The sequence below is a fragment of the Pelomonas margarita genome (assembly GCF_043555875.1).
Taxonomy (GTDB): domain Bacteria; phylum Pseudomonadota; class Gammaproteobacteria; order Burkholderiales; family Burkholderiaceae_C; genus Pelomonas; species Pelomonas margarita.
In genome coordinates, this window is the sequence record NZ_JBIGHW010000001.1 from 716,419 (window position 1) to 741,904 (window position 25,486).

Consider the following 25,486-nt stretch of genomic DNA (forward strand, 5'->3'; position numbering starts at 1 on the left):
ATTTGGAGACTTGATGACCGTTCCCGAGATCCTCGTCCTTGGCAGCGTCAACCGCGACCTCATCGTGCACGCGCCGCGATTGCCGCTGCCGGGCGAGACGCTGCGTGGCCAGCGCTTCGGCTCGTGCCTGGGCGGCAAGGGCGCCAATCAGGCGGTGGCCGTGGCGCGGCTTGGGGGCAAGGTCGCGCTGGCGGCGCGGGTCGGCCTGCGGGAAAACGGGGCGGCGATGGTGGAGCAGCTGAAGGCGGAAGGCGTCGACACGCGCGCCATTGCCCAGCCGGTCGACGAGGTGCCTGGCGTGGCGCTGATCGTCGTCGGCGCCGAGGATGCCGAGAACCAGATCGTCACCGTTGCCGGCTCCAACGGCACGCTGCCGCTGGCACAGGTCGAGGCACTGGAGCTGGCCGGCCTGCGCTGGCTCATCGCGCAGCAGGAACTCCCGCTTGAGAGCGTGGCCCGCGCGTTCGAGCGTGCCCGTGCGGCCGGCGTGAAGACGCTGCTGAACGCCGCACCTTACCGGCCCGGCTGCGAGACGCTGCTGCCGCTGGTGGATCTGCTGGTCGTCAATGCGCTGGAAGCGCAGGCGCTGGTCACGACGCTGGGTGGCGGCGTGGCCGGGCCCGAGGCGCTGGCGCAGGCGCTGCACGATAAGGGGCCTGCCGCGGTGCTGGTGTCGCTGGGGGCCGAGGGTCTATGCTGGGTCGATGCCCAGGGCGTGCGCCGCGTGCCGGCGCGCATCGTGAAGGCGGTGGATACCGTCGGCGCTGGCGACACCCTGGTGGGCAGCCTCGTGACCGCGCTGGCGGAGGGCCAATCGGTCGATGACGCGCTGACCTTCGCCCAGGCCGCGGCCGCCATTGCCGTGTCGCGCCCCGGCGTGCAGGATGCGATGCCGCATCGAGCCGAAGTAGAGCAACTGCTCAAAAACTGAATCCCACAAGGAGAACAAGAGATGTCCCAGACCTTGCTGCTGCCCCGCTGGCTGCTGTCGATGAAGCCCGGCGAAGACACGCTGGAACACCATGGCCTGCTGATTGACGGCGAGCGTATTGCCGCCATCGGCACGCACGCCGAGCTGCTGGCGAAGTACCCGCAGGCCACGCGTGTGGACCTGCCCGAGCAGATCCTCATCCCCGGTCTCATCAACGCTCACGCGCATTCCGCCATGACGCTGCTGCGTGGCGTGGCCGACGACGTGCCGTTGATGGACTGGCTGCAGAACCACATCTGGCCATTGGAGAAGAAGTGGGTTAGCGAAGCGTGGACTTATCTCGGCTCCAAGCTCGCGGCCGCCGAAGGCCTGCGCAGCGGCACGACCTACATCAACGACATGTACTTCTTCCCGACAGCGATGGCCCGCGCCGCCGTTGATTCGGGCGTGCGGGCGGCGGTGTCGATGAACGTCATCGACTTCCCGACTGGCTATGCGTCGGGGCCGGACGACTACATCGCCAAGGGTGTGGCGGCCTACGAACAGTACAAGGGTGAGAAGCTGCTGGACTGGACCAGCGCGCCGCACGCGCCGTACACGGTGTCGGACGAGACCTTCATCAAGCTGCGCGACCTGGCCGAGAAGCTGGACATCCAGATGCACTGTCACATCCACGAGACGGCGGGCGAGGTGTCCGACGGCATCAAGGCACACGGCGTGCGCCCCATCGAGCGTCTGGACAAGCTGGGCCTGTTCAGCGAGCGGATGATCGCCGTGCACATGGTCCACCTGAACGAGGCTGAGATCGAGCTGATGGCCGGGAAGGGCGTGCACCTGGTGCACAACCCCAACTCCAATCTGAAGCTGGCTTCGGGCGTGATGCCGCTGAAGGCGCTGGAAGCCGCCGGCGTCAACACCATCCTTGGCACCGATGGCGCCGCGTCCAACAACCGCCTGGACATGTTCGGCGAGATCCGCTCGGCCGCGTTGCTGGCCAAGGGCATCACCGGCGATCCGACGGTGGCGTCGGCGCGTACGGCGCTGGAGATGGCCACCATCCGTGCCGCCAAGGCGATGGGTCGCGCCGACGACCTGGGCTCGCTGGAAGTGGGAAAGCTGGCCGACGTCGTGGCTGTGTCGCTGGACAGCCTGGAATGCCAGCCGGTCTACAACGCCGCTGCGCAACTGGTCTACGTGGCGGGCCGCGAGCATGTCAGCAACGTCTGGGTGGGTGGCCGCCAGGTGCTGAAGGACCGCCAGCCCACCACCATCGACGTGCCCGGCCTGCTGGCCGAGGTGCGCGATGTCGTGGGCCGCATGAAGGCGGGCTGACCACAGCATGCCGGGCGCGATGGGACGGCGCACCCGCGCCACGGGGCGGGTGACCTTGGCGGATGTGGCCGCGGCGGCGGGCGTTAGCCCGATCACCGTGTCACGCGCGCTGCGCGGCGAGCGTGCGGTGGCGGCGGAGCTGGTGGCGCGTGTTCAGGCCGCCGCAACCGAGCTGGGCTATGTGCCCGACCCGGCTGCCCGGGCGCTCGCCTCGGCACGTAGCTCGCATGTGGCCGTACTCATCCCCAAGCTCAGCAACACCGTGTTCGTCGAGCTGCTGGATGCCTTGCAGGCCGCGCTTCTGCCGGCGGGCTACCAGACGCTGATCGGTGTCACGCATTACGACGGCGTCGAGGAAGAGGCGCAGCTGCGAAGCTTCCTGGCCCACCGGCCGGCCGGGCTCATCGTTACCGGCAGCGACCGCAGCCCCGCCGCAGCGGCGTTGATCCGGGGCAGCGGCCTGCCTTGTGTACGCCTGATGGAGGTGGGCGACGACGTTGGCGGCTACAGCGTCGGCTTCTCGCAGCGCGAGGCCGGGCGGGCCATCACGCGCCAGCTGCTGGACGCCGGGCGCCGCCGCATCGTCTACGTGGCCGCGCAGTTGGACCCGCGCACGCTGCAGCGCGGCGAGGGCTACGAGGCCGCGCTGGCCGAGGCCGGCCTGGCGGCTCATGCGCACAAGCTGCTGGTGGCCCAGCCCTCGTCCATGGCGCTGGGGGGCGAGCTGCTGGCCCGCGTGCTGCGCGAGGTGCCCGATGCCGATGCCGTCTTCTTCTGCAACGATGATCTCGCACAGGGCGCGCTGCTGGCCGCGCTGCGCCAGGGCATTGGGGTGCCTGGGCGGCTGGCCGTGGCCGGCTTTAACGACCTGCCCGGCAGCGACCAGATGGTGCCGCCGCTGACGACCGTGGCCACGCCACGCCGCCAGATCGGCCAGCGTGCCGCACAGATGTTGATGGCGTTGATGCGCGGCCAGCCGGTGGACACGCCGCATCTGGACCTGGGTTTTCAGGTGCTGCGGCGGGCCTCAAGCTAACTCGACCTCCAGCCGGTAGCTGCGTCCGGGCTCGATGGCGTGCACGACGGCGCCGGGCAGCGGCTGGCCGTCCAGGCGGACGCTGGTCCGCCCGGTGCGGCGCACCTGCAGCTCGAACTGGGCGCCACGGAACTCGCGCGTCGCGTCCAGCCGGTCCCAGCCCGAGGGCAGCTGCGGCCGCACCTGCAGGCCCTCGGTGCAGCCGCGCAGGCCGCACAGGCCCTCGATGACACTGCGGTAGGCCCAGGCCGCCGTGCCGGTGTTGAACAGCTGACTGGAGCGGCCGGCAGTGCGCGGGTACTGCGCATGGGCGCCGCGGTAGTAGTTGGGGATGAACACCGGCAACTGCCCGCGCTGGCGCAGATCGGCCTCGTCGGGACCCGGGATCATGCGGCGCAGCGCGTGGAAGGCGCGATCGGCGTCGCCGACCGCGTACAGCGCGTGCACGTAGAACGCGGCCGCGTGGTTGTAGACGGCCCCGTTCTCGGCCGAGCCGGGGTGCTTCTGCGTCACGCGCCCCACGTCGTCACGCATGCGCGAGTAGGGCGGGTTGAACATGGCCACGCCGTGCGGCGTCTCCAGTTGCGCGTCGATGGCAGCCAACAGGCGCTGGCGCTGCGTGTCGCTCGCTGCGCCGCTGAGCAGCGCCCAGGACTGCGGGTTCAGGTAGATCCGGCCCTCCGTGTCGGCCGCGATGCCGAACTGCACGTCGTCGTCGGTGATGCCGCGCGCGTACCAGTCGCCGTCCCACAGGTGGGTGTTGGCCGCGTCGTTGAGTTCTTGCGCGGCGGCGCGCCAGCGCGTAGCCGCGTCGGTGCGGCCGGCGTCGGCGCACAGGCCGGCCCACAGGGTCATCGCGTATGCGGCTGCCACCGTCAGCCAGCCTGAGACACCGTGGCCCCGGTAACCTACCATGTTCATCGGGTCGCACCAGTCACCCTGGGCGATGTAGCTCAGGCCACGCGCGTCGCGGTCCTGCTGCAGCCAGGCCATGGCGGCATCCAGGCGCTGGGCGACGGTCTGGCCGTTCACGACCTCGCCGAGCAGCGCGAAGTCGGCCGTCTCGTCCAGGTAGGCCTGCAGGCAGACCGGCAGCCACACGCAGTGGTCGGTGTGCGGCACCTGGTTGATGTACTTCAGCTCGGCGCCCTCGACCAGCAGGATGCCGTCGGGCATGGCACCGTTGTCGCGCTGCTGGCCCAGTGCGTGCAACAGCGCGCCGCGCGTAACGGGCGGTGCGATGTAGGCCATGCCCAGGTTGTCCTGCAGGTAGTTGCGCGTCTGCGGGTCGGTGCTGAGGCGGTTGACGTCGCCGTGATAGAAAACCTGGCGCGGTAGCCAGTGGTTCACGAAGCGGTCCAGGGCGGGGTCCGGCGTGCGGATGCGCAGGCCGCCACTGCCGCTGGCCATGTAGTCGGCATAGGCCGCGCGGGTGCGGGCGAAGTCGGCCTCGCTGAGGTAGGTGCTGCGCACCTGCGCGATCTCGGCATCGTCCAGCGCGGGGCCGAAGGCGAAGCGATAGACCTCGCTTTGGTACGGCGCCAGCGACAGCCGGTACTGCACGCAGGCGGCGGGCGTCTCGTAGCGCGCGTCGCCGCCGGGCAGCCGGTCGGCTCGCAGCGCGCTGGGGTCGTGCAGGCCGCCTTCGCCCTCGAACGCGGCCTGGCTGGCCTCCCAGGCGTCGGGCGTGCGCTCGCAGAGGAAGTAGGTCTTGTCCTTGAGGTGCAGGTTCTTGAAGTGGTCGGCAACCTTCTGGTAGGGTGTAACGCTGCTTGCGACGATGGCGCCGAGGTCGGCGCGCCATTCGGCCGACTGGTTCATCCACGACATGTAGCCTATGGGGAAGTAGGGCACGACGCTGACGCGGCGCGGGCGGCCGCTCAGGTCGGTCACGCGCAGCTCCCACAGCTCCACCACGTCGTCGGTGGGTAGGCCCAGGCGCATTTCCACGCGCAGGCCCAGGTGCTCCACGGTCCAGGCCAGCTCATGCGCGGCGGCGGTGAAGCTGAAACTGTCCAGCGGCGCGCGCACTGGCTCGTAAGGCGCCGAGAACAGCGTGCCGGTGTCCTCGTCCTTCACGTAGACAAAGCGGCCGGGGTGGTGGGCGTAGTAGGCCTGCTCCGGCTGCATGAAGGTCTTGGCCTCCAGGTTGGGGGCGTGTGCGTACTTGGCCGGTTCGGGCTGCATGAACTGCGCGGTGGCGTAGCCGCGGCAGGTCATCTGGATCATCAGGCGGCGGTTCCACAGGAAACCGCCGGCCAGGGGCAGGGCGGTGGGGCTGGTCAGCTCGCAGCGGGCGCCGTCGTCGTGGTGGCGGATCATGGAGTCAGGTCTTGTTGGCCATGGGCTGGCGGGCGGCGAGGTCGGCCTGCACGCGTGCCATCGTCGGGTCGTCCAGGGTGTAGAACATCATCAGCCCGGCGGCCAGCAGCGTGAAGCCTGCCGGGATGACGGACATCAGCCAGACGATGCCGGCCTGCGAGTCGCTGGACTGGGCCGCGTTGGGCACATAGCCCAGCGCTGTGAACAGTACGCCGATCACGCCCACGGCCACCGCCGTGCCCAGCTTCTGGGCGAACGAGCTGGCGGCAAAGGTCAGCGCGGTGGCGCGGCGGCCGTGGCGCCATTCGTTGTAGTCCACGGCATCGGCCAGCATCGCGAAGTTCAGCGGCGACTTCGGCCCCAGCGTCAGGCCCAGCGCGATCTGCAGCGCATACATGAGCCAGATCTGCTGCGCGTCCACAAACAGGAAGGCCGCCGATAGCACCGAGGACAGCAGCATCAGCACGATCATCAGCCGGCGCTTGTCGATGAACCGGGCCAGCAGTGGCGTCAGCGCCGTTCCGGCAGCCGCGGCCAGCAGGTAGGCGGGCACGAAGCTGGCCAGCAGCTCGGGTCGGTGGACGACGTACTTGAAGTAGTAGGCCGCGCTGGTCATGCGCAGCGTGATGCTGATCATGATGATCAGCGCCAGCAGAAACAGCAGCACCCAGGGCGCGTTGCGGCGCAGGTCGGCCAGGTCCTGCCTCACGGGGGACGGCCGGGTCTGCACTGGCTGCACGCGCTCGTGCGTGCCGTGGAAGGTCAGCGCCAGGATGGCGGTGGCCGCGACGCCCCAGACCGCGATCGTCAGCGGCCAGCCCCGCGTGGCGTCGCCCCCGCCCAGCAGTTCGACCAGGCGCGGCGTGGCCGCCGTCACCAGCGTGCCGCCCGCGAAGCCGGCCACAAAGCGCGCCGCGTTGATCGCGTTACGAGCCTGCGCGTCACCGCTGATGACGGCGGACAGTGCGCTGTAGGGCAGGTTGACGCCGGTGTAGACCGTCATCAGGAGCAGGTAGCTCACGCTCGCCCAGGCCAGCTTGCCGGTGGGGCCTAGGTCTGGTGTGGTGTAGGTCAGCACCGCGGCCGCCGCCAGCGGCACGGGCAGGAACAGGAGGTAGGGCCGGAACTTGCCCCAGCGCGTGCGCGTGCGGTCGGCGGCGGCGCCGATCAAGGGGTCGGTGACGGCGTTGAAGATCTTCACGACGAACAGCATGGTGGCGGCCGCCGCCGCCGTGATGCCGAACACGTCGGTGTAGAAGATCAGCAGGAAGGTCGAGATGTTGGTCCAGTAAAAGTTGAAGCCCATGTCGCCCAGGCCATAGGCGGCGATCTCGCGGCGGCGCAGTGGCGGGGCGCTCATGGCGGCGGCACCCAGGCAGCAACCTGTGCCACCAGCTCGTCCAGCGGGCGCAGCGCGTCCAGGTGGAGCACGCCGGGCTCGTCGATGGGCGGCTCCAGCGTGTCGAACTGGCTGGCCATCAGGCGGGCCGAGAAAAAGTGGCCGCCGCGGGCGTCGACGCGCTGGTGGGCTGGCGCCGGTGCGATGTCGAGGTAGGCGAAGCGCAGGCCCGGGCTGGCGGCGCGCAGCTGCTGCCGGTAGCTCCGCTTGAGCGCCGAGCAGGCCAGCACGGCAGCGGGTTGCTGCTGCAACTGCTCGCACAGCTGGGCGAGCCAACTGGCGCGGTCGTCGTCGGTGAGGGGGTGGCCCTCGGCCATCTTGCGGCGGTTGGTGTCGCCGTGGAAGTCGTCGCCCTCCAGGCAGACGCGGTGCAGGCGGCGGGCGACGGCATTGGCCAGCGTGGACTTGCCGCTGCCGGCCACGCCCATGACGACGAGAGAACAAGGCGTGGAAGAGGGCATCAAACGGTGACGAGGAGGTGCAACGCCGGGGATCTGCAAATTGGATAGCGCTATCCTAATCGTCGGCATGAGTGTTGTGATCCGTAGTTGCCCGTGGTGGGGCTGAACGCGGCGATTTCTGGGGCCTACTGCGCGCCCGTGCGCCCCGCCCCGTGCTCATGTCCCGCCGCGTGGCCGCCACGACCTCATCCGCAGGAGACCCATGCAACGCATTCGAATCACGCTGGCCGCCGTCGCGGCGCTGTCACTGGCCCAGCCCGCCATGGCGGCCGACAAGATCGCGCTGGTGGTCAAGAGCCTGGGCAACGGCTTCTTCGACGCCGCCCGCCAGGGCGCGCAGGAGGCCGCCAAGCAGCTCGGCGGCCTAGAGATCATCTACGCCGGCCCGGCCAAGCCCACCGCTGAGGGCCAGGTGGAGATCGTCAATGCGCTGATCGCCCAGCGCGTGAAGGCCATTGCCATCTCGGCAAACGATCCCGATGCCTTGGTGCCGGTGCTGAAGAAGGCGCGCCAGCGCGGCATACAGGTGCTGTCCTTTGATGCCATGGTGCGCCAGGACGGCCGGCAGCTGCACCTTGCGCCGTCCAGCACGCCGCTGATCGGCGCCAAGCTGGCGGCGCTGGCGCTGGAGGCGGCGCCTGGCGGCGGCGAGGTGGCGGTGCTGTCCGCCACCGCGCAAGCTACCAACCAGAACGCGTGGATCGCCGCGCTGAAGTCCTCGCTGGCCACGCCACCCTACGCCAAGCACAAGCTGGTTAGCGTCGTCTACGGCGACGACCAGACCGACAAGAGCTACCGCGAGGCGCAGGGCCTGCTGAAGAGCCACCCAAACCTCAAGGTCATCGTGGCGCCGACGACGGTGGGCATCGCCGCCGCCGCTCGCGCGGTGCAGGACGAGCGGCGCGTGGGCCAGGTGTTCGTCACCGGCCTGGGCCTGCCGTCGGAGATGCTGGGCCATGTAAGAGGCGGGGCTGTCAAGAGCTTCGCGATCTGGAACCCGGTGGACCTGGGCTACGCCGTTATCCAGCTGGCCAACGGCCTGGTGAAGGGCACGGTCAAGGGCGTGGCCGGTGAGACGGTGTCGCTGGGCCGCATCGGCAAGACGACGTTGGACGCCGGCCTCGAAGCCGCCATGGCCGAGCCGTACACCTTCAACGCCAGCAACGTCGAGAAGTTCTCGAAGGTGTACTGAGCCCCTCGTCCAAGGTGTCCCTTGGCCGGTCCCCCGTGGGGCGGCGATGCACGCGGCATGGCGCCCCGTGCACATCGCCGGACGGGTCGGCTTGGGGCGGCCCGGCGCTCGGCCCGAAAGAAGGCGTGAATGACGACTGAACCCCTGCTCCAACTGCGAGGCATCACCAAACGCTTTGGCCCAACGCAGGCGCTGCGCGGCGTGGACCTGGACCTCGTGCCTGGCCAGGCGCTGGCGCTGATCGGCGAGAACGGCGCGGGCAAGAGCACGCTGGTCAAGACGCTGACCGGTGTGCATGCGCCCGACGCGGGCGAGATCCTGCTGGACGGCCGCCCCGTGCGCTTCGCGCGCACGCAGGATGCACAGGCCGCCGGCATCGCGGCGGTGCACCAGGAGACGGTGGTGTTCGACGCGCTGTCCGCCGCCGAGAACATCTTCATCGGGCGGCCGCCACTACGGCGCCTGGCCGGGTTGCGCGTCATCGATTGGCCGCGCATGCGGTGCGAGGCGCAGCAGTGGCTGGGCGCGGCGGGCGCCCAGTTCCCCGCGCACACGCCCACGCGCGAGCTTGGCATCGCGCAGAGGCACCAGATCGAGATCGCCCGGGCGCTGTCCCTGCAGGCGCGGGTGGTCATCTTCGATGAGCCCACGGCGGCCCTGTCGCGCGCCGAGATCCAGGACATCTGCCGCCTCGTGCGCCAGCTCAAGGCTCAGGGCGTGGCGGTGCTTTTCATTAGCCACAAGTTCGACGAGCTGTTCGCGGTCTGCGACCGCTACGTCGTGCTGCGTGACGGTGCGTCGGTGGGCGGTGGCGAGATGGCGACGGCGCAGGAGGCCGAGCTGGTGAAGTTGATGGTTGGCCGCGCGGTGGACGACATCTACCCGCCGCGCCGCCGCTCGCCCGGTGATGTGGCCCTGCGCGTGCAGGGCCTGAGCCACCCGACCGAGTTTGCTGACCTCGGCTTCGAGGTGCGGCGCGGCGAAGTGCTGGGCTTCTACGGGCTGGTGGGTGCCGGCCGCAGCGAGGCCATGCTGGCCCTGATCGGCCGCCAGCCCGACGCGACGGCGCGGGTCGAACTGGCCGGCCGGCCACTGGACCTGCACGACCCGGCGCAGGCCATCGCGGCCGGCCTGGTCTATGTGCCGGAAGACCGCCGCGGGCAGGGCGCTCTGCTGGATCTGCCCGTCGGCGCCAACCTCACGCTGGCCGCGCTGGCCGGCCCGCGCCATGCATGGCGGGGCAGGCTGTCGCACGGCCCCTGGCTGTCGGCCGTGCGCGAGCGCGGCTTCGCCCAGGCGCTGATGGAGCGTCTGCGCATCAAGGCGGCGTCGCAGGATGCGCCAGTGGCCAGCCTGTCCGGCGGCAACCAGCAGAAGGTGGTCATCGCCAAGTGGCTGGGCCTGCAGCCGCAGGTGGTCATCCTGGACGAGCCAACCAAGGGCATCGACGTGGGCGCCAAGCAGGCGGTCTATGCGCTGATCGAGGACATGGTGCAGCAGGGGCTGGCCGTCATCCTGGTGTCGTCGGAACTGCCGGAGGCCATGCACCTGGCTGACCGCGTCATCGTCATGCGCCGCGGCCGGCAGGTGGCCGAGTTTGCGCACGGTGCGCCGGCCGAGGCCATCGCAGCCGCGGCCTCGGGCATGGTGCAGGAGGCACAGCCATGCTGACGGCCCGACGTGAGGGTCTGCTGCTGGCTGTTATCGCCATGCTGGTGCTGGCCGTCGGCTGGCGGGCGCCGGTGTTCCTGACTGGGCGCAATGCGTTGGACATCGCCAACGAGTCGGCGCTGCTGGCTCTCCTCGTGGCCGGCCAGCTGGTGGTGCTGCTGACGCGCGGCGTGGACCTGTCGGTGGCGTCCAACCTGGCGCTGACCGGGATGGCCTGCGCGCTGGCCGGACAGGCCTGGCCCGGCCTGCCGGTGGTGGCGCTGCTGGGGCTGGCCGTCGTCGTGGGCGGCGCGCTGGGCGCTGTCAACGGACTGCTGATCGCGCACGCCGGGCTGCCACCCATCGTCGTGACGCTGGGCACGATGTCGCTGTACCGCGGCGCCGTGTTTGTGGCGTCGGGCGGGGCTTGGGTGTCCGAGCAGGACATCCACCCGGCCATCAAGGCGCTGCCGCGTGCCGACCTCGCCGGTGTGCCGCTGCTCATCGTCATCGCCACGCTCGTGGTGCTGGCCGTGGCGGCTTGGCTGCGCTGGCGGCCGGCGGGGCGCGAGGTGATTGCGCTGGGCAATCACCCTGAGGCGGCGCAGCTGGTTGGCATCTCGCAACGGCGCCGGCTGCTGCAGGTCTACGCGCTGTCGGGCGCGCTGGCCGGGCTGGCGGGCCTGCTGTGGGTGGGGCGCTACGCGATCGCTTTCACCGAGCTCGCGGCGGGCTATGAGCTGACGGTGATCGCGGCCTGCGTGATCGGTGGCGTCAGCATCGCGGGCGGCATCGGTCACATGGGCGGCGCGATGCTGGGCGTGCTGTTCCTCGGCGTCGTCAACGCGGCGCTGCCCGTCATCCAGGTCTCGCCGTTCTGGCAGCAGGCCATTGCGGGCGCGGTCATCCTGCTGTCGGTGGCCTTCAACGCCAACGTGCAGGGCCGCCGCAGCCTGCCCATCCTGGAGCGCGACGAGCCATGAAAGCTTTCACTGCCTGGGAGCGCGTGCTGGCGGCACTGCTGGTGCTGCTGTACGCCGGCTTCGGCCTGGGGCTGGAGGGCTTTGTATCGCCCTACGCGCTGGCCGATAGCACGGTCAACATGTCCGAGCGGCTCATCATCGCGATGGCTATGGCCCTGCTCATCGTGGCCGGGGAGATCGACCTGTCCATCGCCGCCACCATGGCGCTGGCCTCGTTGGCCATGGGCCTGGCGATGCAGACCGGCGCGCCGCTGCCGGTGATGGTGCTGGCGGCCCTGGCCACCGGCGCCTCTTGCGGAGCGCTGAACGGCTGGCTGGTCACGCGGCGCGGCCTGCCTTCCATCGTCGTGACTATCGGCACGCTGTCGCTGTACCGCGGCCTGGCGCTGGTGCTTCTGGGCGACCAGGCCATCACCGGATATCCCGAGGCGCTGAGTGTGCTGGGCAATGGCACGCTAGGTGAGCTGATCGGCGTCGAGTGGCTGCTCGTCCCCATCGAGTTCGCCATCGCGCTGCTGTTCGCGGTGGGCGTGGCGGTTTGGATGCACCGCACGGTTCATGGCCGGCGCGTCTACGCCATCGGCTCGAATCCGGTGGCGGCGCGCTTCAGCGGCATCGCGGCGGACCGCTACCGCCTCTGGCTGTTCGTCTTCGCCGGTCTCGCTGCCGCGCTGGCGGCCGTACTGCTGACGGGCCGTATCGGCAGCACCCGGCCCAACCTGGCGGCCGGCTGGGAGCTGGACGCGATCACCATTGCGCTGCTGGGCGGCGTGGCCATCCAGGGCGGGCGCGGCAGCATGGTGGGCGTGATGCTGGCGGCGGTGCTGCTGGGCGCGTTCACGTTCGCGTTGGGCATGCTGAACGTGCCGGGCATCGTGATGGCCATGGTGGTGGGCGTGCTACTGATCGGCGCGATGCTGCTGCCGCGGCTGCGGCCGCGCCGCTGACATGTGCGCCCCGGCAAGCGCGGCTTGTGCCCATCCGCACGCTGTCGGCGTGCGACGGGGGAGCTGCTCTCAGTAGAATCCCGTGCTTTCGCACGCCGCCGCTTGCCCCAGGGCGCGTGCCTTCCAGAGAACCGCGCGGCCCCCCGCGCCCAGCCTCCCCGGATCCCATGGCCCAGACCCCGCAACTGACCCATTTCGAGGGCGGCAACGCCTTGTCCGACTTCCGCGCCCAGGCCTTGCTGGCCGCGCTGCAACAGGTCAGTGCCCGCATCACCGGCATCAGCGCGCGGGCGGTGCATTGGGTCTGGACGGAGGCGCCACTGGACGCCGCCACGCGCGAGCGCTTCGCCGCGTTGCTCACGTACGGCGAGCCGGCCGTGGCCGACGCCGCCGGTGACCTGGTGGTCGTCACGCCGCGCTTTGGCACGGTCAGCCCCTGGGCGTCCAAGGCGACCGACATCGCCCGCAACTGCGGCCTGGTGCTCAAGCGTGTGGAGCGCGTCGTCGAGTACCGCATTGCCACCAAGAGCGGCCTGCTGGGCCTGGGCGGCACCAAGCCGCTGACGGCTGAAGAACTGAACGCCTGCGCCGCGCTGCTGCACGACCGCATGACCGAGTCGGCCTGTTTCAGCCGCGAGGACACGAAACACCTGTTCGACGAACGCACCGCCGAGCCGCGGGCCCATGTGGACGTGCTGGGCGCCGGCCGCACCGCGCTGGAGCAGGCCAACGTCGAGTTCGGCCTGGCGCTGTCGGGCGATGAGATCGATTACCTGGAAACCAACTTCAAGAAGCTGGGCCGCAACCCCAGCGACGTCGAGCTGATGATGTTCGCGCAGGCCAACAGCGAGCACTGCCGGCACAAGATCTTCAACGCGAGTTTCACGGTGGACGGCGAGGCGCAGCCGCTGTCCCTGTTCGGCATGATCCGCAACACCGAGAAGCTGAACCCGCAGCACACGGTGGTTGCTTACTCGGACAACGCGGCCATCATGGAAGGCCATGCCATCCAGCGTTGGATGCCGGCACCCACGGCCGGCGCGGCCTACGTGGCCCGCGCCGAGCAGGCCCAGGTGCTGATGAAGGTGGAGACGCACAACCACCCGACGGCCATCTCGCCCCACCCGGGCGCGTCCACCGGCGCGGGTGGCGAGATCCGTGACGAGGGCGCCACTGGCCGTGGCTCCAAGCCCAAGGCGGGCCTGACGGGCTTCTCGGTGTCCAACCTGCACCTGCCGGGCCTCAGCGAGCCCTGGGAGCAGAACCCAGTCGGCAAGCCGGCCCACATCGCCAGCGCGCTGCAGATCATGATCGACGGCCCGCTGGGCGGTGCCGCGTTCAACAACGAGTTCGGCCGCCCGAACCTGGCGGGCTATTTCCGCGTGTTCGAGCAGACGGTGGCCGGCGTGCGCCGCGGCTATCACAAGCCCATCATGATCGCCGGCGGCCTGGGCACCATCCGTGCGGACCTGACCAAGAAGATCGAGTTTCCCGCTGGCACGCTGCTGATCCAGCTCGGCGGCCCCGGCATGCGCATCGGCATGGGCGGCGGCGCCGCGTCGTCGATGGCGGCGGGCACGAACACGGCCGATCTGGACTTCGACTCCGTGCAGCGCGGCAACCCCGAAATCGAGCGTCGCGCCCAGGAAGTCATCAATCACTGCTGGGGCCTGGGCGCCGACAATCCGGTGCTGGCCATCCATGACGTCGGCGCGGGCGGCATCTCCAACGCCTTCCCCGAGCTGGTGAATGATGCCGGCCGCGGGGCGCGCTTCGACCTGCGCAAGGTGCCGCTGGAAGAGTCGGGCCTGGCCCCTAAGGAAATCTGGTGCAACGAGAGCCAGGAGCGCTACGTGCTGGCCATTGCGCCGGAGAGCTTGGCGCAGTTCACGGCTTTCTGCGAGCGCGAGCGCTGCCCGTTCGCCGTCGTCGGCGTGACGACGGAGGAGCGTGAACTCAAGCTCGTCGACGACCTGGCCGGCGACGACCACCCCATCGACATGCCGATGGACGTGCTGCTCGGTAAGCCGCCCAAGACCCACCGCAACGTGACCCGCGTGGCCCGCGACGGCGGCGCGCTGGACCTGACCGGCGTGAAGCTGGAGACGGCAGCCTTCGACGTGCTGCGCCACCCGACGGTCGCTAACAAGCGCTTCCTCGTCACCATCGGCGACCGCACTGTGGGCGGCCTGAACCACCGCGACCAAATGGTGGGCCCCTGGCAGGTGCCGGTGGCGGACTGTGCCGTCACGCTGGCCGACTTCCAGGGCTTTGCCGGCGAGGCGATGAGCATGGGCGAGCGCACGCCGCTGGCCGCCGTCAACGCGCCGGCCTCCGGCCGCATGGCCGTGGCCGAGGCCATCACCAACCTGCTGGCCGCGCCGTTCGAGCTGCCGAGAGTGAAGCTCAGCGCCAACTGGATGGCCGCCTGCGGCGAAGCCGGTGAGGACGCCGCGCTGTTCGACACCGTCAAGACCGTCGGCATGGAGCTGTGCCCGGCACTGGGCATCTCCATCCCGGTGGGCAAGGATTCGCTGTCGATGCGCACGAAGTGGGACGACAAGCAGGTCACCGCACCGGTATCGCTGATCGTCACGGCCTTCGCCAGCATCGCCGACGTGCGCGGCACACTCACGCCCGAGTGGCAGCGCGAGGACTCCTGCGCCATCCTGATCGACCTCGGCCAGGGCCAGCACCGCATGGCCGGCTCCATCCTGGCGCAGACGCTGAACCAATTCGGCGCCGATGTGCCGGACCTGGACGACCCGCAGTTGCTGGTGTCGCTGGTCGACGCCGTCAACGAACTGCGTGCCGCGGGCAAGCTGCTGGCCTATCACGACCGCTCCGACGGCGGCCTGTGGGCGGCGGCCTGCGAGATGGCCTTCGCCGGCCAGACCGGCCTGAGCCTGAACATCGACATGCTGGTCACCGAAGGCGACGGCATCAGCGACAGCCGCGCCGACACCGGCGACTCCAAGAACTGGGCCGCGCAGGTCAGCGGCCGCCGCGACGAGCTGACACTGCGCGCGCTGTTCAACGAGGAACTGGGCGCGCTGATCCAGGTGCGTGCCGCTGACCGCGATGCCGTCATGCAGGTGCTGCGCGCGCATGGCCTGTCCAAGCATTCGCACGTGGTGGCCAAGCCGAATGCGAGCCGGCAGATGGAAGTCTGGCGCGACGCGAAGAAGATCTTCGGCGCCGACTTGACAGTGCTGCAGCAGACCTGGGACGAGGTGAGCTGGCGCATCGCGCAACTGCGCGACAACCCGGCCGGCGCCGACGCCGAGCATGCCGCCGCCGGCCGTGCCGACGACCCGGGCATGCACGTCCACCTGACGTTTACGCCTGAATCCATTCCTTCGCCGTTCGTGTCCACCGGCGCTAGACCGAAGGTCGCCATCCTGCGCGAGCAGGGCGTCAACTCGCATGTCGAGATGGCCTATGCGATGTCGCTGGGCGGCTTTGACAGCTTCGACGTGCACATGAGCGACCTGCAGTCCGGCGCGGTCAAGCTTGACGGTTTCGCGGCCTTCGTCGCCTGTGGCGGCTTCAGCTACGGCGACACGCTGGGTGCCGGCGAAGGCTGGGCGCGCTCCATCATGTTCAACCCGGTGCTGGCCGAGCAGTTCCGCGCCTTCTTCTCGCGCTCCGACACGCTGGCGCTGGGCGTGTGCAACGGCTGTCAGATGCTGGCGGCGCTCGCGCCCATCATCCCGGGCGCGGACGCCTGGCCGCGCTTCACGCGCAATCAGAGCGAGCAGTTTGAGGCGCGCCTGTCCATGGTGGAGGTGCTGGCCTCACCGAGCGTGTTCTTCCAGGGCATGGCCGGCAGCCGGCTGCCCATCGCCGTCGCGCATGGCGAGGGTTTCGCGAACTTCGCTCGCCAGGGTGATGCCGCCAAGGCCATCGCGGCCATGCGCTTCGTCGACAACCACGGCGCGGCCACCGAGGCCTATCCGTTCAACCCGAACGGCAGCCCGGGCGGTCTGACCTCGGTGACGACGGCCGACGGCCGCTTCACCGCGCTGATGCCGCACCCGGAGCGTGTGTTCCGCAACGTGCAGATGAGCTGGACCTCGGGCGACCGGGCGCTGCACAGCCCGTGGTTGCGTATGTTCCAGAACGCGCGCAAGGCGCTGGGTTAAGCGCTGGACCCGTTGCCGCTCAGGAAGCGCGCGGGCAGCGCGTGCTTCAGCGGGTAGTACTGGAACACCGGGCGCGCCTCGACGATGCAGCGCCAGACCGAGGGCCGGGCCAGCAGCCGCTCGAAGTAGGCGGCCAGCCGCACGTGCCCGGGCGAGAACGGCCGCACGATGGCGGCGTAGAACAGCGCCGGCGCGGCAGCGCAGTCGGCGAGGCTGAAATCGTCGCCTGCGGCCCAGGCGTGCTCGCCCCGGCGGCTTTCGATCATGTCGTAGGCCATGCCCAGCCCGTCGACGCTGGCCTGCATCGCGAGCGGGTCGCGCTGGGCCTCGGGGCGCAGCAGCTGCGCGATGTAGCGCTGCATCGGGTCCATCACGTAGAGGTCGAACAGGCGGTCCCACAGCCGCACCTGGAACTGGGCGTCGACACTCTCCGGCAGCAGGCGGATGCGGCCCGGGTGGTGGCGGTCCAGGTACTCGATCTGCAGCGAGGTTTCCGGCACGACGCGCTCACCGTCCACCAGTAACGGGATCTTGGCCGTGGGCCACAGCGCGGCGTAGGCGGCGCGCGCTGGCGGGTCGCCGAGGTTGACGAGCTCCGCCTGGAAGGGCTCGCCGTTCTCGTACAGCGCGATCAGCACCTTCCAGCAGGAAGAGGACAGCGGGTGGTAGTGCAGCGTCAGGGGCATGGCGGGGCTTGTGTGTCGGGAGAACGAGAAAGGCGGGCCGCAGCCCGCCTTGCCGGCAGCAGGAAGAAGGTCAGTCCTGCACGACGGCGGCGGTCTGCAACTTCTTGTTGACGCGCAGCGCCAGCAGCGTGCAGACGGCGCCCGACAGCAGGTACACCGTCAGCGAGCCCAGCCCGAAGCGGGACGACAGGTACAGCGCGATGACCGGCGCGAAGGCGGCGCCCAGCAGCCAGGCCATGTCGGCCGTCAGCGCCGCGCCGGTGTAGCGGAAGTGCGGCAGGAAGTTGGACGTCACCGAGCCGGCCGACTGGCCGTAGGACAGGCCCAGCAGCACAAAGCCGATCAGCAGGAAGGCGGCCTGGCCGGGCTTGCCGCCACCCAGCATCAGCGGCGCCGCGAAGGCGAACAGGCCGATCGCGACGGCCAGGGAGCCCAGGAAGTTGCGGCGGCCCACCTTGTCGGCGATCAGGCCCGACATGGGCATGGCGACGGCCGCAAAGGCGGCGCCCAGCAGCTCCATCTTCATGAAGTCGTCGATGCCGGCGGGGTCGGACAAGGCCACCCAGGACAGCGGGAACACGGTCACCAGGTGGAAAAGGGCGTAGCTGGCCAGCGCGGCGAAGGCACCGATGACGATGTGGTGGCCTTGGGCCGGCAGCAGCTGGTGCAGGTGGGCCGGGTCCAGCTCATGCTCTTCCATGCGCTTTTCGTACTCGTGCGTGACGACCAGGCGCAGGCGCGCGAACAAGGCCACCACGTTGATCGCGAAGGCGGCGAAGAACGGGAAGCGCCAGCCCCAGGACAGGAAGTCGCGCAGGTCCAGGCTGCTGTAGACGTACAGGAACACGCCCGAGGCGACGAAGAAGCCCAGCGGCGCGCCCAATTGGCCCAGCATGGCGTACCAGCCGCGACGCTGCGGCGGTGCGTTCAGCGCCAGCAGCGAGGGCAGGCCGTCCCAGGAGCCACCCATGGCCAGACCCTGGCCCACGCGGCACAGCGCCAGCAGCGCGACGGCCGTGGTGCCTGCCGTGTCGTAGCCGGGCAGCAGGCCCATGGCGACGGTGGAGCTGCCCAGCAGCAGCAGTGCAACGGTGAGCTTGGCGGAGCGGCCGAAGCGGCGCTGGATCTCCATGCCGATCAGCGTGCCCAGCGGGCGCACGACGAAGGCCAGCGCAAAGATCAGGAACGCGAATAGCGTGCCGGTCAGCCGGTCCACGAAGGGGAAGAAGACCTGCGGGAACACCAGCACCGAGGCGATGCCGAACACGAAGAAGTCGAAGTACTCGGACGCCCGGCCGATGATGACGCCCACGGCGATGTCGCCGGGGGCCAGGTCTTCATCGCTGCGGGTGCCCAGCGGGCCGGACTTGGGAGTGGGGAAGGTACTGCTTGCGGTGGCCATGGCGGGCTTGTCTCCGTCGGTGACTAGGACAAAATGTCCAATCGTTGATTTACCTCAATCAACGTACATTCGTTCCCCACGTGCAAGATCGTTAACCCTCGCGCGTAAGCCCGGATGTATCCCACCAAACCCCTACTTTCCCGCACGCTTGCCGTTCTGGCCAGCGTCGCCTTGTGCGGTTGTGACTGGATCGTGATGAAGCCCCATGGCGACATCGCGCAACAGCAGGCGCAGCTCATCGTCACCTCCACGCTGCTGATGCTGCTGATCATCGTCCCGGTGATCGCGCTGACGTTGTTCTTTGCCTACCGCTACCGGCAGTCCAACACCGAGGCGACCTATGCGCCCGACTGGGATCACTCGACGCGGCTGGAGCTGGTGATCTGGGGCGCGCCGCTGCTGATCATCATCGCGCTGGGGGCAATCACTTGGATCACCACGCACAAGCTGGACCCGTACCGCCCGCTGGACCGCATCTCGGAAGACAAGCCGCTGGCGCCTGGCGTCAAGCCGCTGGAGGTGTATGCCGTCTCGCTTGACTGGAAGTGGCTGTTCATCTATCCCGAGCAGGGCATCGCGACGATCAACGAGATGGCCGCGCCGGTGGATCGGCCTATCCATTTCCGGCTGACTTCCACGACGGTGATGAACACCTTCTACGTGCCGGCGCTGGCCGGCATGATCTACACGATGCCGGGCATGGAGACACAGCTGCACGCTGTCATCAACAAGGCGGGCGCCTATGACGGCCTGTCTGCCCACTACAGCGGCGCGGGCTTCTCAGACATGCGCTTCAAGTTCCACGGCCTGTCGGATGCCGACTTCGCCCGCTGGGTCGAGGCCAGCAAGGCCAGCGGCAGCGCGCTGACCCGCGATGACTACCTCAAGCTCGAACAGCCCAGCGCCAAGGAGGCCGTGCGCCGCTACGCCAGCGTGGAGCCGGGCCTGTGGAGCGCCATCCTGGACCGCTGCGTGGATGGCAAGAAGATGTGCGCCAGCCAGATGATGGCCATCGACGCCGCCGGCGGTGCCGGCAAGGGCGGCATGGCCAGCACGATGCGTAGCCCGTGGTTGACGCTGGATGGCGTCAAGCGTGAGCGTACCGTCGTGGCCGCGCTGTGCACCCCTGTCAATCCGTTGGGCCTGGCGCTGGAGACAACCGCGCTGTCCACCTCCCTCGCGCCGCAGAACTAAGCCGATGATTGCCTACCCCGAAGAGCTCCACCCGGTCCTGGGCCGGCTGGGCCTGCATGCCCTCCCGCTGCACGAACCCATCCTGATCGGCACCTTCGCTGCCGTCGTGCTGGGCGGCCTGTTCGTGCTGGCCATGATCACCAAGTACCGCCTCTGGGGCACCTTGTGGCATGACTGGATCACCAGCATCGACCACAAGAAGATCGGCATCATGTACATGTTGCTGGGCTTGGTCATGCTGCTGCGCGGCTTTGCCGACGCGATCATGATGCGCGCCCACCAGGCCATGGCCTTTGGTGACAACGCAGGCTTCCTGCCGCCGCATCACTATGACCAGATCTTCACGGCGCACGGCGTCATCATGATCTTCTTCGTCGCGATGCCGTTCGTGACGGGCTTCATGAATTACCTGGTGCCGCTGCAGATCGGCGCGCGCGACGTGGCCTTCCCGTTCCTGAACAACTTCAGCTTCTGGATGACGGCGGGCGGCGCCATCCTGGTGATGATCTCGCTGTTCGTCGGAGAGTTCGCCAAGACCGGCTGGCTGGCCTTCCCGCCGCTGTCGGGCATCCTGGCCAGCCCCGACCCCGGCGTGGACTACTACCTTTGGTCACTGCAGGTGGCCGGCGTGGGAACGACGCTGTCGGGCATCAACCTGATCGCCACCATCGTCAAGATGCGCGCGCCCGGCATGACGCTGATGAAGATGCCCGTCTTCACGTGGACGTCGCTGTGCACCAACGTGCTGATCGTCGCGACCTTCCCGGTGCTGGCCGCCACGCTGGCGCTGCTGACCGCCGACCGCTACCTCGCCACCAACTTCTTCACGACGGACCTCGGCGGCAACGCCATGCTGTACGTGAACCTGATCTGGATCTGGGGCCACCCTGAGGTCTACATCCTGATCCTGCCGATCTTCGGCGTGTTCTCGGAGGTGGTGTCCACCTTCAGCCGCAAGAAGCTGTTCGGCTATGCGTCCATGGTGTATGCGACGGTCGTCATCACCATCCTGTCCTACCTCGTGTGGCTGCACCACTTCTTCACGATGGGCTCGGGGGCCAGCGTGAACAGCTTCTTCGGCATCACGACGATGATCATCTCCATCCCGACGGGGGCGAAGATCTTCAACTGGCTGTTCACGATGTACCGCGGCCGCATCAAGTTCGAGGTTCCCATGCTGTGGACCGTGGGCTTCATGGTCACCTTCGTCATCGGCGGCATGACCGGCGTGCTGCTGGCCGTGCCGGCGGCGGACTTCGTGCTGCACAACAGTCTGTTCCTGATCGCGCACTTCCACAACGTCATCATCGGCGGCGTGGTGTTCGGCGTGTTCGCCGGCATCAACTTCTGGTTCCCCAAGGCCTTCGGCTTCCGCCTGGACGCCTTCTGGGGCAAGGTCAGCTTCTGGTGCTGGTTCATCGGCTTCTGGGTCGCGTTCACGCCGCTGTACGTGCTGGGCCTGATGGGCATCACGCGTCGCGTCAGCCACTTCGACGACCCGTCGCTGCAGATCTGGTTCGTCATCGCGGCTTGCGGTGCAGGCATCATTGCCGTGGGCATTGCTGCCTTCCTGGTGCAGATCGCCGTCAGCATCTGGCGCCGCAAGGAACTGCGCGATGTGACGGGCGACATTTGGGAGGGCCGCACGCTGGAGTGGTCCACCTCGTCGCCGCCGCCGGACTACAACTTCGCGTTCACGCCCGTCGTGCACGAGATGGACGCCTGGCACGACATGAAGCAGCGCGGCGCCCAGCGCCCGCGCAGCGGCTTCGTGGACATCCACATGCCCAAGAACACCGGCGCCGGCTTCGTCATCGCGATGCTGGCCACCGCGATGGGCTTCGCCCTGGTGTGGCACATGTACTGGATCGCCCTGGGCCTGCTGGTGGCCACTGTGGCCGCGTCCATCGTGCACACCTTCAACTACAGCCGCGACTACTACATCAAGGCCGATGCCGTGACCCGCTGCGAAGACCAGCGCAGCCGCGCGCTCGACGCCGCGGCCTGATCGACAGAGCAACCCCATGAGCGCAAGCATGACCGCCTCGACCGGTGCACCGGTCGTCTTCTACGACGACGGCCATCACCATCCGCCCAACAGCACGATGCTGGGCTTCTGGCTCTACCTGATGAGCGACTGCCTCATCTTCGCGGTGCTGTTCGCCGTGTACGCCGTGCTGGGCCGCAACTACGCGGCTGGCCCGTCGGGTGCCGACCTGTTCGACCTGCAGCTGGTGGCCATCAACACCGCGCTGCTGCTGTTCTCGTCCATCACCTACGGTATGGCCATGGTGGGCATGCAGGCGCGCAAGAAGGCCCAGGTGCTGGGCTGGCTGGCGGTGACCGGCGTGCTGGGCCTGGGCTTCCTGGCCATCGAGCTCTACGAGTTCTACCACCTCATCCACCAGGGCGCCGGCCCGGCTCGCAGCGCCTTCCTGTCCAGCTTCTTCACGCTGGTCGGCACGCACGGCCTGCACGTCACCTTCGGCTGCATCTGGCTGGTCGTGCTGATGGTGCAGGTGCACAAGCACGGCCTCATCGCCGCGAATCGCCGCCGCCTGATGTGCCTGTCGATGTTCTGGCACTTCCTGGACGTGGTCTGGATCGGTGTGTTCACCTTTGTCTATCTGATGGGAGTCATGTGATGGCGGCCAATCACCACCACGATCACGACGACCACGTCGACGGCGAGGAGGACTTCCACGTCAGCGTGAAGGGCTATGCGGTCGGCTTCATCCTGTCGGTCCTGCTGACCGCCATCCCGTTCTGGCTGGTCATGGGCAAGGTGCTGCCCAGCCCGCAGACGACCGCGCTTGTCATCCTCGGCTTCGGCGCCGTGCAGATGGTCGTGCACATGGTGTACTTCCTGCACATGAACGCCAAGGTCGAGCAGGGCTGGTCCATGCTCGCGCTGCTGTTCACGGTCGCTCTGGTGGTCATCATGTTCGCCGGCTCCGTCTGGGTCATGTACCACATGAACACCAACATGATGCCCACGCCCGACCCCGCGGCGATGCGCAACATGTAGTCGTCGCCCAGGTCGCCCTACTGACAGCACCCGCACAGATGGCATCGATTCCCGTCGCCCACGGCGCTGTCATTCGGTGTCAGCATGGAGCGGGCCATCAGGCGGCAACACGGCCAGGGCACGACAACCCTGCAACGCACCCGCAGCCACCAGCCGCAGGCGATTGACATGATCCGTGCCGCGCGCCTTGCGCTGATCGTCGCCACGGCCGGTGCAGGCTTCGGATTCGCGGCGCTGTCGGCCTGGCAGCTGCAGCGGCTGGGCTGGAAGCTGGACTTGATTGACCGCGTGGAGCAGCGGCTGCAAGCCGAGCCGGTCAGCCCACCGACCCCGGCCGTGTGGTCGGCCATCGGCAAGGCCGACGAGTACCGCCGCCTGCGGCTGCGCGGTCAGTTCGAGCCGGGTGCAGTGCTGGTGCAGGCCACCACGGCGCTCGGCGGCGGCCACTGGGTCATGGCGCCGCTGCGCTTGCCCGACGGCAGTGCCGTGCTCGTCAACCGTGGATTCGTGTTGCCCCAGCAGCGCCAGCCCGCGCCCGACGCGGCACCGGCCGGCCCTGTCGAGCTGATTGGCCTGCTGCGCCTGACCGAGCCCAGCGGCGGCCCCTTGCGTGCCAATGCGCCGGCCGAGGGCCGCTGGTACTCGCGCGATGTCGCCGGCATCGCCGCGCAGCTGGGCCTGGGCGGTACCGTCGCGCCTTTCTTCGTTGACGAGGCGGCCGACCCCGCCCAACCTCAGCGCTGGCCGCGCCCGGGCCTGACTGTCGTGCGGTTCGCCAACAATCACGCCGTCTACGCCGCTACTTGGTTGGCGCTCGCCGTGATGGCCGCCGCTGCGGTGGTCTACCTGGTTCGCGAAGAGCGCCGCCGCCTCCCGTCTTGAACACCGTCCGCCCGCTGCCGTCCGTCGCCGAAGCCGTGACCCCCGAACGCCGGGCCGGCCGCGCCAACCTGCGCCAGCTCATCGAGCTGCGCTGGCTGGCCGTGGGCGGGCAACTGGCCACCGTGCTGGTCGTGCATCAGGTGCTGGGCATCACGCTGCCCTGGATCGAAATGCTTAGCCTGCTGGGCGTGCTGACGGCGTTCAACCTGTTCAGCCAGTGGCGCAACCGGCTGGAGCAGCCGGTTTCGCAGATGGCCTTGTGCGTTGCGCTGCTGGTGGACGTCGGCGTACTGACCGGCCAGCTCTACCTCGCCGGCGGCAGCGACAACCCCTTCATCTACCTCTACCTGCTGCAGGTGGCCGTGGCGTCGGTGCTGTTGCGGCCCGCCTACCTGTGGGCCATCGTGCTGAGCACGGTGTGTGGATTCGTGGCGCTCACGCAGTGGCACCGCCCGCTGCTGCTGGACCCGACGTCGCCCACCACCCTGTCGCCCAACTACCTGGGTGGCCTGCTGCTGTGCTTCCTGCTCAACGTGGGCCTGCTGGCGGTGTTCATCGTGCGCATCAACCGCAACCTGCGTCAGCGGGACGCCGAGCTGGCCGAGCTGCGCCAGCGTGCCGCCGAACAAACCCACATCGTGCGCATGGGCCTGCTGGCCAGCGGCGCCGCCCACGAGCTCGGCACGCCGCTGGCCACGCTCAGCGTCATCCTCGGCGACTGGGCTCACATGGCCCCCTTCGCGGCGGAGCCCGAGCTGCGCGAGGAGATCGAGGAGATGCAGCGCCAGATCCTGCGTTGCAAGGCCATCGTCACGGGCATCCTGATGTCTGCCGGCGAGGTGCGCGGCGAGGCCCCGCAACTCACCGCGCTGCGCGCGTTCATCGATACGCTCGCCCAGCGCTGGCGCCAGGCCCATCCCGGTGCCGAGCTGCGCCTGGTGTGCGACCGCGAGCTGCCCGCGCTGGACATCATTGCCGACAGCGCTCTGGCCCAGGTCATCGGCAACCTCCTGGACAACGCCGCCGAGGCCGCGCCCGGCCGGCCTCTGGCCCTGGTCGCCACTCACCCCGACGAGCACACGCTCAGCCTGAGCGTGCTCGACGAAGGCCCCGGCTTCGACGACGGCCAGCTCGCCCATTTCGGCGAGCCCTACCAGAGCAGCAAGGGCCAGCCCGGCCGTGGCATGGGGCTGTTTCTGTCCGTCAACGTCGCGCGCACGCTGGGCGGCCGGCTGGAGGCGCGCAACCGTGACGAAGGCGGTGCGGCGGTCACCCTCACACTGCCGCTGGCTTCTCTGCTGCCGCAACAATCACGGACCTATGCCGCAAGCCGCTGAAGAAGACCGCCTGCTGCTCATCGTCGAAGACGACGATAGCTTCGCCCGCACGCTGACCCGCTCCTTCGAGCGCCGCGGCTGGCGCGTGCTGCGGGCCACCGGCCTGGACGACATGCGGCTGCTGCTGGATGGCCTGCCCGACGACGAGGAGCTGGGCCATGCCGTCGTTGACCTCAAGCTCGCGGGTGGTGCGTCGGGCCTGGCCTGTGTGCAGGCGCTGCATGGCTGGGACCCGGAGGTTCTCATCGTCGTGCTGACCGGTTACGCCAGCATCGCCACCGCCGTGGAAGCCATCAAGCTGGGCGCCTGCCACTACCTCGCCAAGCCCGCCAACACCGACGACATCGAGGCCGCTTTCGCGCGCCGCCAGGGCGATGCCGAGGTCGAGGTCACCGAGCGCCAGACCGCCAGCATCAAGACGCTGGAGTGGGAGCGCATCCACGAGATGCTGGCCGAGACCGGCTTCAACATCAGCGAGACCGCCCGGCGCCTGGGCATGCACCGCCGCACGCTGGCACGCAAGCTGGAGAAGCAGCGCGTGAAGTGATGGCCGGGCGCG

The 25,486-nt window shown here is 69.0% G+C and carries 20 protein-coding genes; 15 read left to right on the forward strand and 5 right to left on the reverse strand.

Going from position 1 to position 25,486, the window contains the following annotated elements; translation table 11 throughout:
- Positions 1-13: 13 nt before the first annotated feature.
- Genes ACG0Z3_RS03170 through gntR form a run of 3 tightly spaced genes read left to right on the forward strand, consistent with a single transcriptional unit; the run spans position 14 to position 3,299 of the window.
- The gene (locus tag ACG0Z3_RS03170; RefSeq protein ID WP_394395194.1) at positions 14-931 is read left to right on the forward strand and encodes a ribokinase; all 918 of its coding nucleotides are present in this window, start codon (positions 14-16) and stop codon (positions 929-931) included.
- Between the two features lie 21 nt (positions 932-952).
- Entirely contained in the window at positions 953-2,263 is a 1,311-nt protein-coding gene (locus tag ACG0Z3_RS03175; RefSeq protein WP_394395197.1) for a TRZ/ATZ family hydrolase, read from the forward strand.
- A gap of 19 nt (positions 2,264-2,282) precedes the next feature.
- Entirely contained in the window at positions 2,283-3,299 is a 1,017-nt protein-coding gene (gene gntR, locus ACG0Z3_RS03180) for an HTH-type transcriptional regulator GntR (protein ID WP_394395198.1), read from the forward strand.
- On the opposite strand, the gene ACG0Z3_RS03185 is transcribed toward gntR, so the two are convergent.
- The 3 genes from ACG0Z3_RS03185 to ACG0Z3_RS03195 are packed head-to-tail and all read right to left on the reverse strand — an operon-like array spanning position 3,291 to position 7,481.
- A complete protein-coding gene (locus ACG0Z3_RS03185) occupies positions 3,291-5,621 on the reverse strand; it encodes a GH36-type glycosyl hydrolase domain-containing protein (RefSeq protein WP_394395200.1) in 2,331 nt (776 codons plus the stop codon). The two genes, gntR and ACG0Z3_RS03185, sit on opposite strands and share 9 nt — an antisense overlap.
- Before the next feature lie 4 nt (positions 5,622-5,625).
- On the reverse strand, positions 5,626-6,981 hold the full coding sequence (locus ACG0Z3_RS03190; protein ID WP_394395201.1) for an MFS transporter: 1,356 nt from the start codon (positions 6,979-6,981) through the stop codon (positions 5,626-5,628).
- Positions 6,978-7,481, reverse strand: a complete 504-nt coding sequence (locus tag ACG0Z3_RS03195; RefSeq protein ID WP_394395203.1) for a gluconokinase — start codon at positions 7,479-7,481, stop codon at positions 6,978-6,980. The genes ACG0Z3_RS03190 and ACG0Z3_RS03195 overlap by 4 nt, the downstream gene beginning before the upstream one ends.
- 202 nt (positions 7,482-7,683) lie before the next feature.
- Between ACG0Z3_RS03195 and rhaS the strand changes: the two genes are divergently transcribed.
- The 5 genes from rhaS (at position 7,684) to purL (ending at position 16,398) form a co-directional block, all read left to right on the forward strand.
- Entirely contained in the window at positions 7,684-8,673 is a 990-nt protein-coding gene (gene rhaS, locus ACG0Z3_RS03200; protein WP_394395204.1) for a rhamnose ABC transporter substrate-binding protein, read from the forward strand.
- A 129-nt stretch (positions 8,674-8,802) separates the two neighbouring features.
- Complete coding sequence (locus ACG0Z3_RS03205; protein ID WP_394395206.1) at positions 8,803-10,344, forward strand: sugar ABC transporter ATP-binding protein; 1,542 nt, start codon at positions 8,803-8,805, stop codon at positions 10,342-10,344.
- On the forward strand, positions 10,338-11,306 hold the full coding sequence (locus tag ACG0Z3_RS03210) for an ABC transporter permease (protein ID WP_394395207.1): 969 nt from the start codon (positions 10,338-10,340) through the stop codon (positions 11,304-11,306). Before ACG0Z3_RS03205 ends, ACG0Z3_RS03210 begins: the two co-directional genes overlap by 7 nt.
- Positions 11,303-12,253 carry an ABC transporter permease gene (locus ACG0Z3_RS03215; RefSeq protein ID WP_394395210.1) on the forward strand — a complete coding sequence of 317 codons (951 nt, stop codon included), beginning with the start codon at positions 11,303-11,305 and terminating at the stop codon, positions 12,251-12,253. Before ACG0Z3_RS03210 ends, ACG0Z3_RS03215 begins: the two co-directional genes overlap by 4 nt.
- Before the next feature lie 167 nt (positions 12,254-12,420).
- Complete coding sequence (purL, locus tag ACG0Z3_RS03220; protein ID WP_394395212.1) at positions 12,421-16,398, forward strand: phosphoribosylformylglycinamidine synthase; 3,978 nt, start codon at positions 12,421-12,423, stop codon at positions 16,396-16,398.
- On the opposite strand, the gene ACG0Z3_RS03225 is transcribed toward purL, so the two are convergent.
- Positions 16,395-17,084, reverse strand: a complete 690-nt coding sequence (locus tag ACG0Z3_RS03225; RefSeq protein WP_394395215.1) for a glutathione S-transferase family protein — start codon at positions 17,082-17,084, stop codon at positions 16,395-16,397. The two genes, purL and ACG0Z3_RS03225, sit on opposite strands and share 4 nt — an antisense overlap.
- Before the next feature lie 70 nt (positions 17,085-17,154).
- Positions 17,155-18,486 carry an MFS transporter gene (locus ACG0Z3_RS03230; RefSeq protein WP_394395218.1) on the reverse strand — a complete coding sequence of 444 codons (1,332 nt, stop codon included), beginning with the start codon at positions 18,484-18,486 and terminating at the stop codon, positions 17,155-17,157.
- 114 nt (positions 18,487-18,600) lie between these two features.
- Here ACG0Z3_RS03230 and cyoA point away from each other — a divergent pair, with 114 nt between their 5' ends.
- The 7 genes from cyoA (at position 18,601) to ACG0Z3_RS03265 (ending at position 25,474) form a co-directional block, all read left to right on the forward strand.
- Entirely contained in the window at positions 18,601-19,680 is a 1,080-nt protein-coding gene (gene cyoA, locus ACG0Z3_RS03235) for a ubiquinol oxidase subunit II (protein WP_394395220.1), read from the forward strand.
- A 4-nt stretch (positions 19,681-19,684) separates the two neighbouring features.
- Entirely contained in the window at positions 19,685-21,688 is a 2,004-nt protein-coding gene (gene cyoB, locus ACG0Z3_RS03240; protein WP_394395222.1) for a cytochrome o ubiquinol oxidase subunit I, read from the forward strand.
- Between the two features lie 16 nt (positions 21,689-21,704).
- Positions 21,705-22,325: a cytochrome o ubiquinol oxidase subunit III gene (cyoC, locus tag ACG0Z3_RS03245; protein ID WP_394395224.1), complete on the forward strand. Its 621-nt coding sequence runs from the start codon at positions 21,705-21,707 to the stop codon at positions 22,323-22,325.
- Positions 22,325-22,708: a cytochrome o ubiquinol oxidase subunit IV gene (gene cyoD, locus ACG0Z3_RS03250; protein ID WP_394395226.1), complete on the forward strand. Its 384-nt coding sequence runs from the start codon at positions 22,325-22,327 to the stop codon at positions 22,706-22,708. Before cyoC ends, cyoD begins: the two co-directional genes overlap by 1 nt.
- 168 nt (positions 22,709-22,876) lie before the next feature.
- Complete coding sequence (locus tag ACG0Z3_RS03255) at positions 22,877-23,590, forward strand: SURF1 family protein (protein WP_394395228.1); 714 nt, start codon at positions 22,877-22,879, stop codon at positions 23,588-23,590.
- Positions 23,587-24,927: an ATP-binding protein gene (locus ACG0Z3_RS03260; RefSeq protein WP_394395230.1), complete on the forward strand. Its 1,341-nt coding sequence runs from the start codon at positions 23,587-23,589 to the stop codon at positions 24,925-24,927. The genes ACG0Z3_RS03255 and ACG0Z3_RS03260 overlap by 4 nt, the downstream gene beginning before the upstream one ends.
- Positions 24,911-25,474 carry a response regulator transcription factor gene (locus ACG0Z3_RS03265; RefSeq protein WP_394395231.1) on the forward strand — a complete coding sequence of 188 codons (564 nt, stop codon included), beginning with the start codon at positions 24,911-24,913 and terminating at the stop codon, positions 25,472-25,474. The genes ACG0Z3_RS03260 and ACG0Z3_RS03265 overlap by 17 nt, the downstream gene beginning before the upstream one ends.
- Positions 25,475-25,486 lie beyond the last annotated feature (12 nt).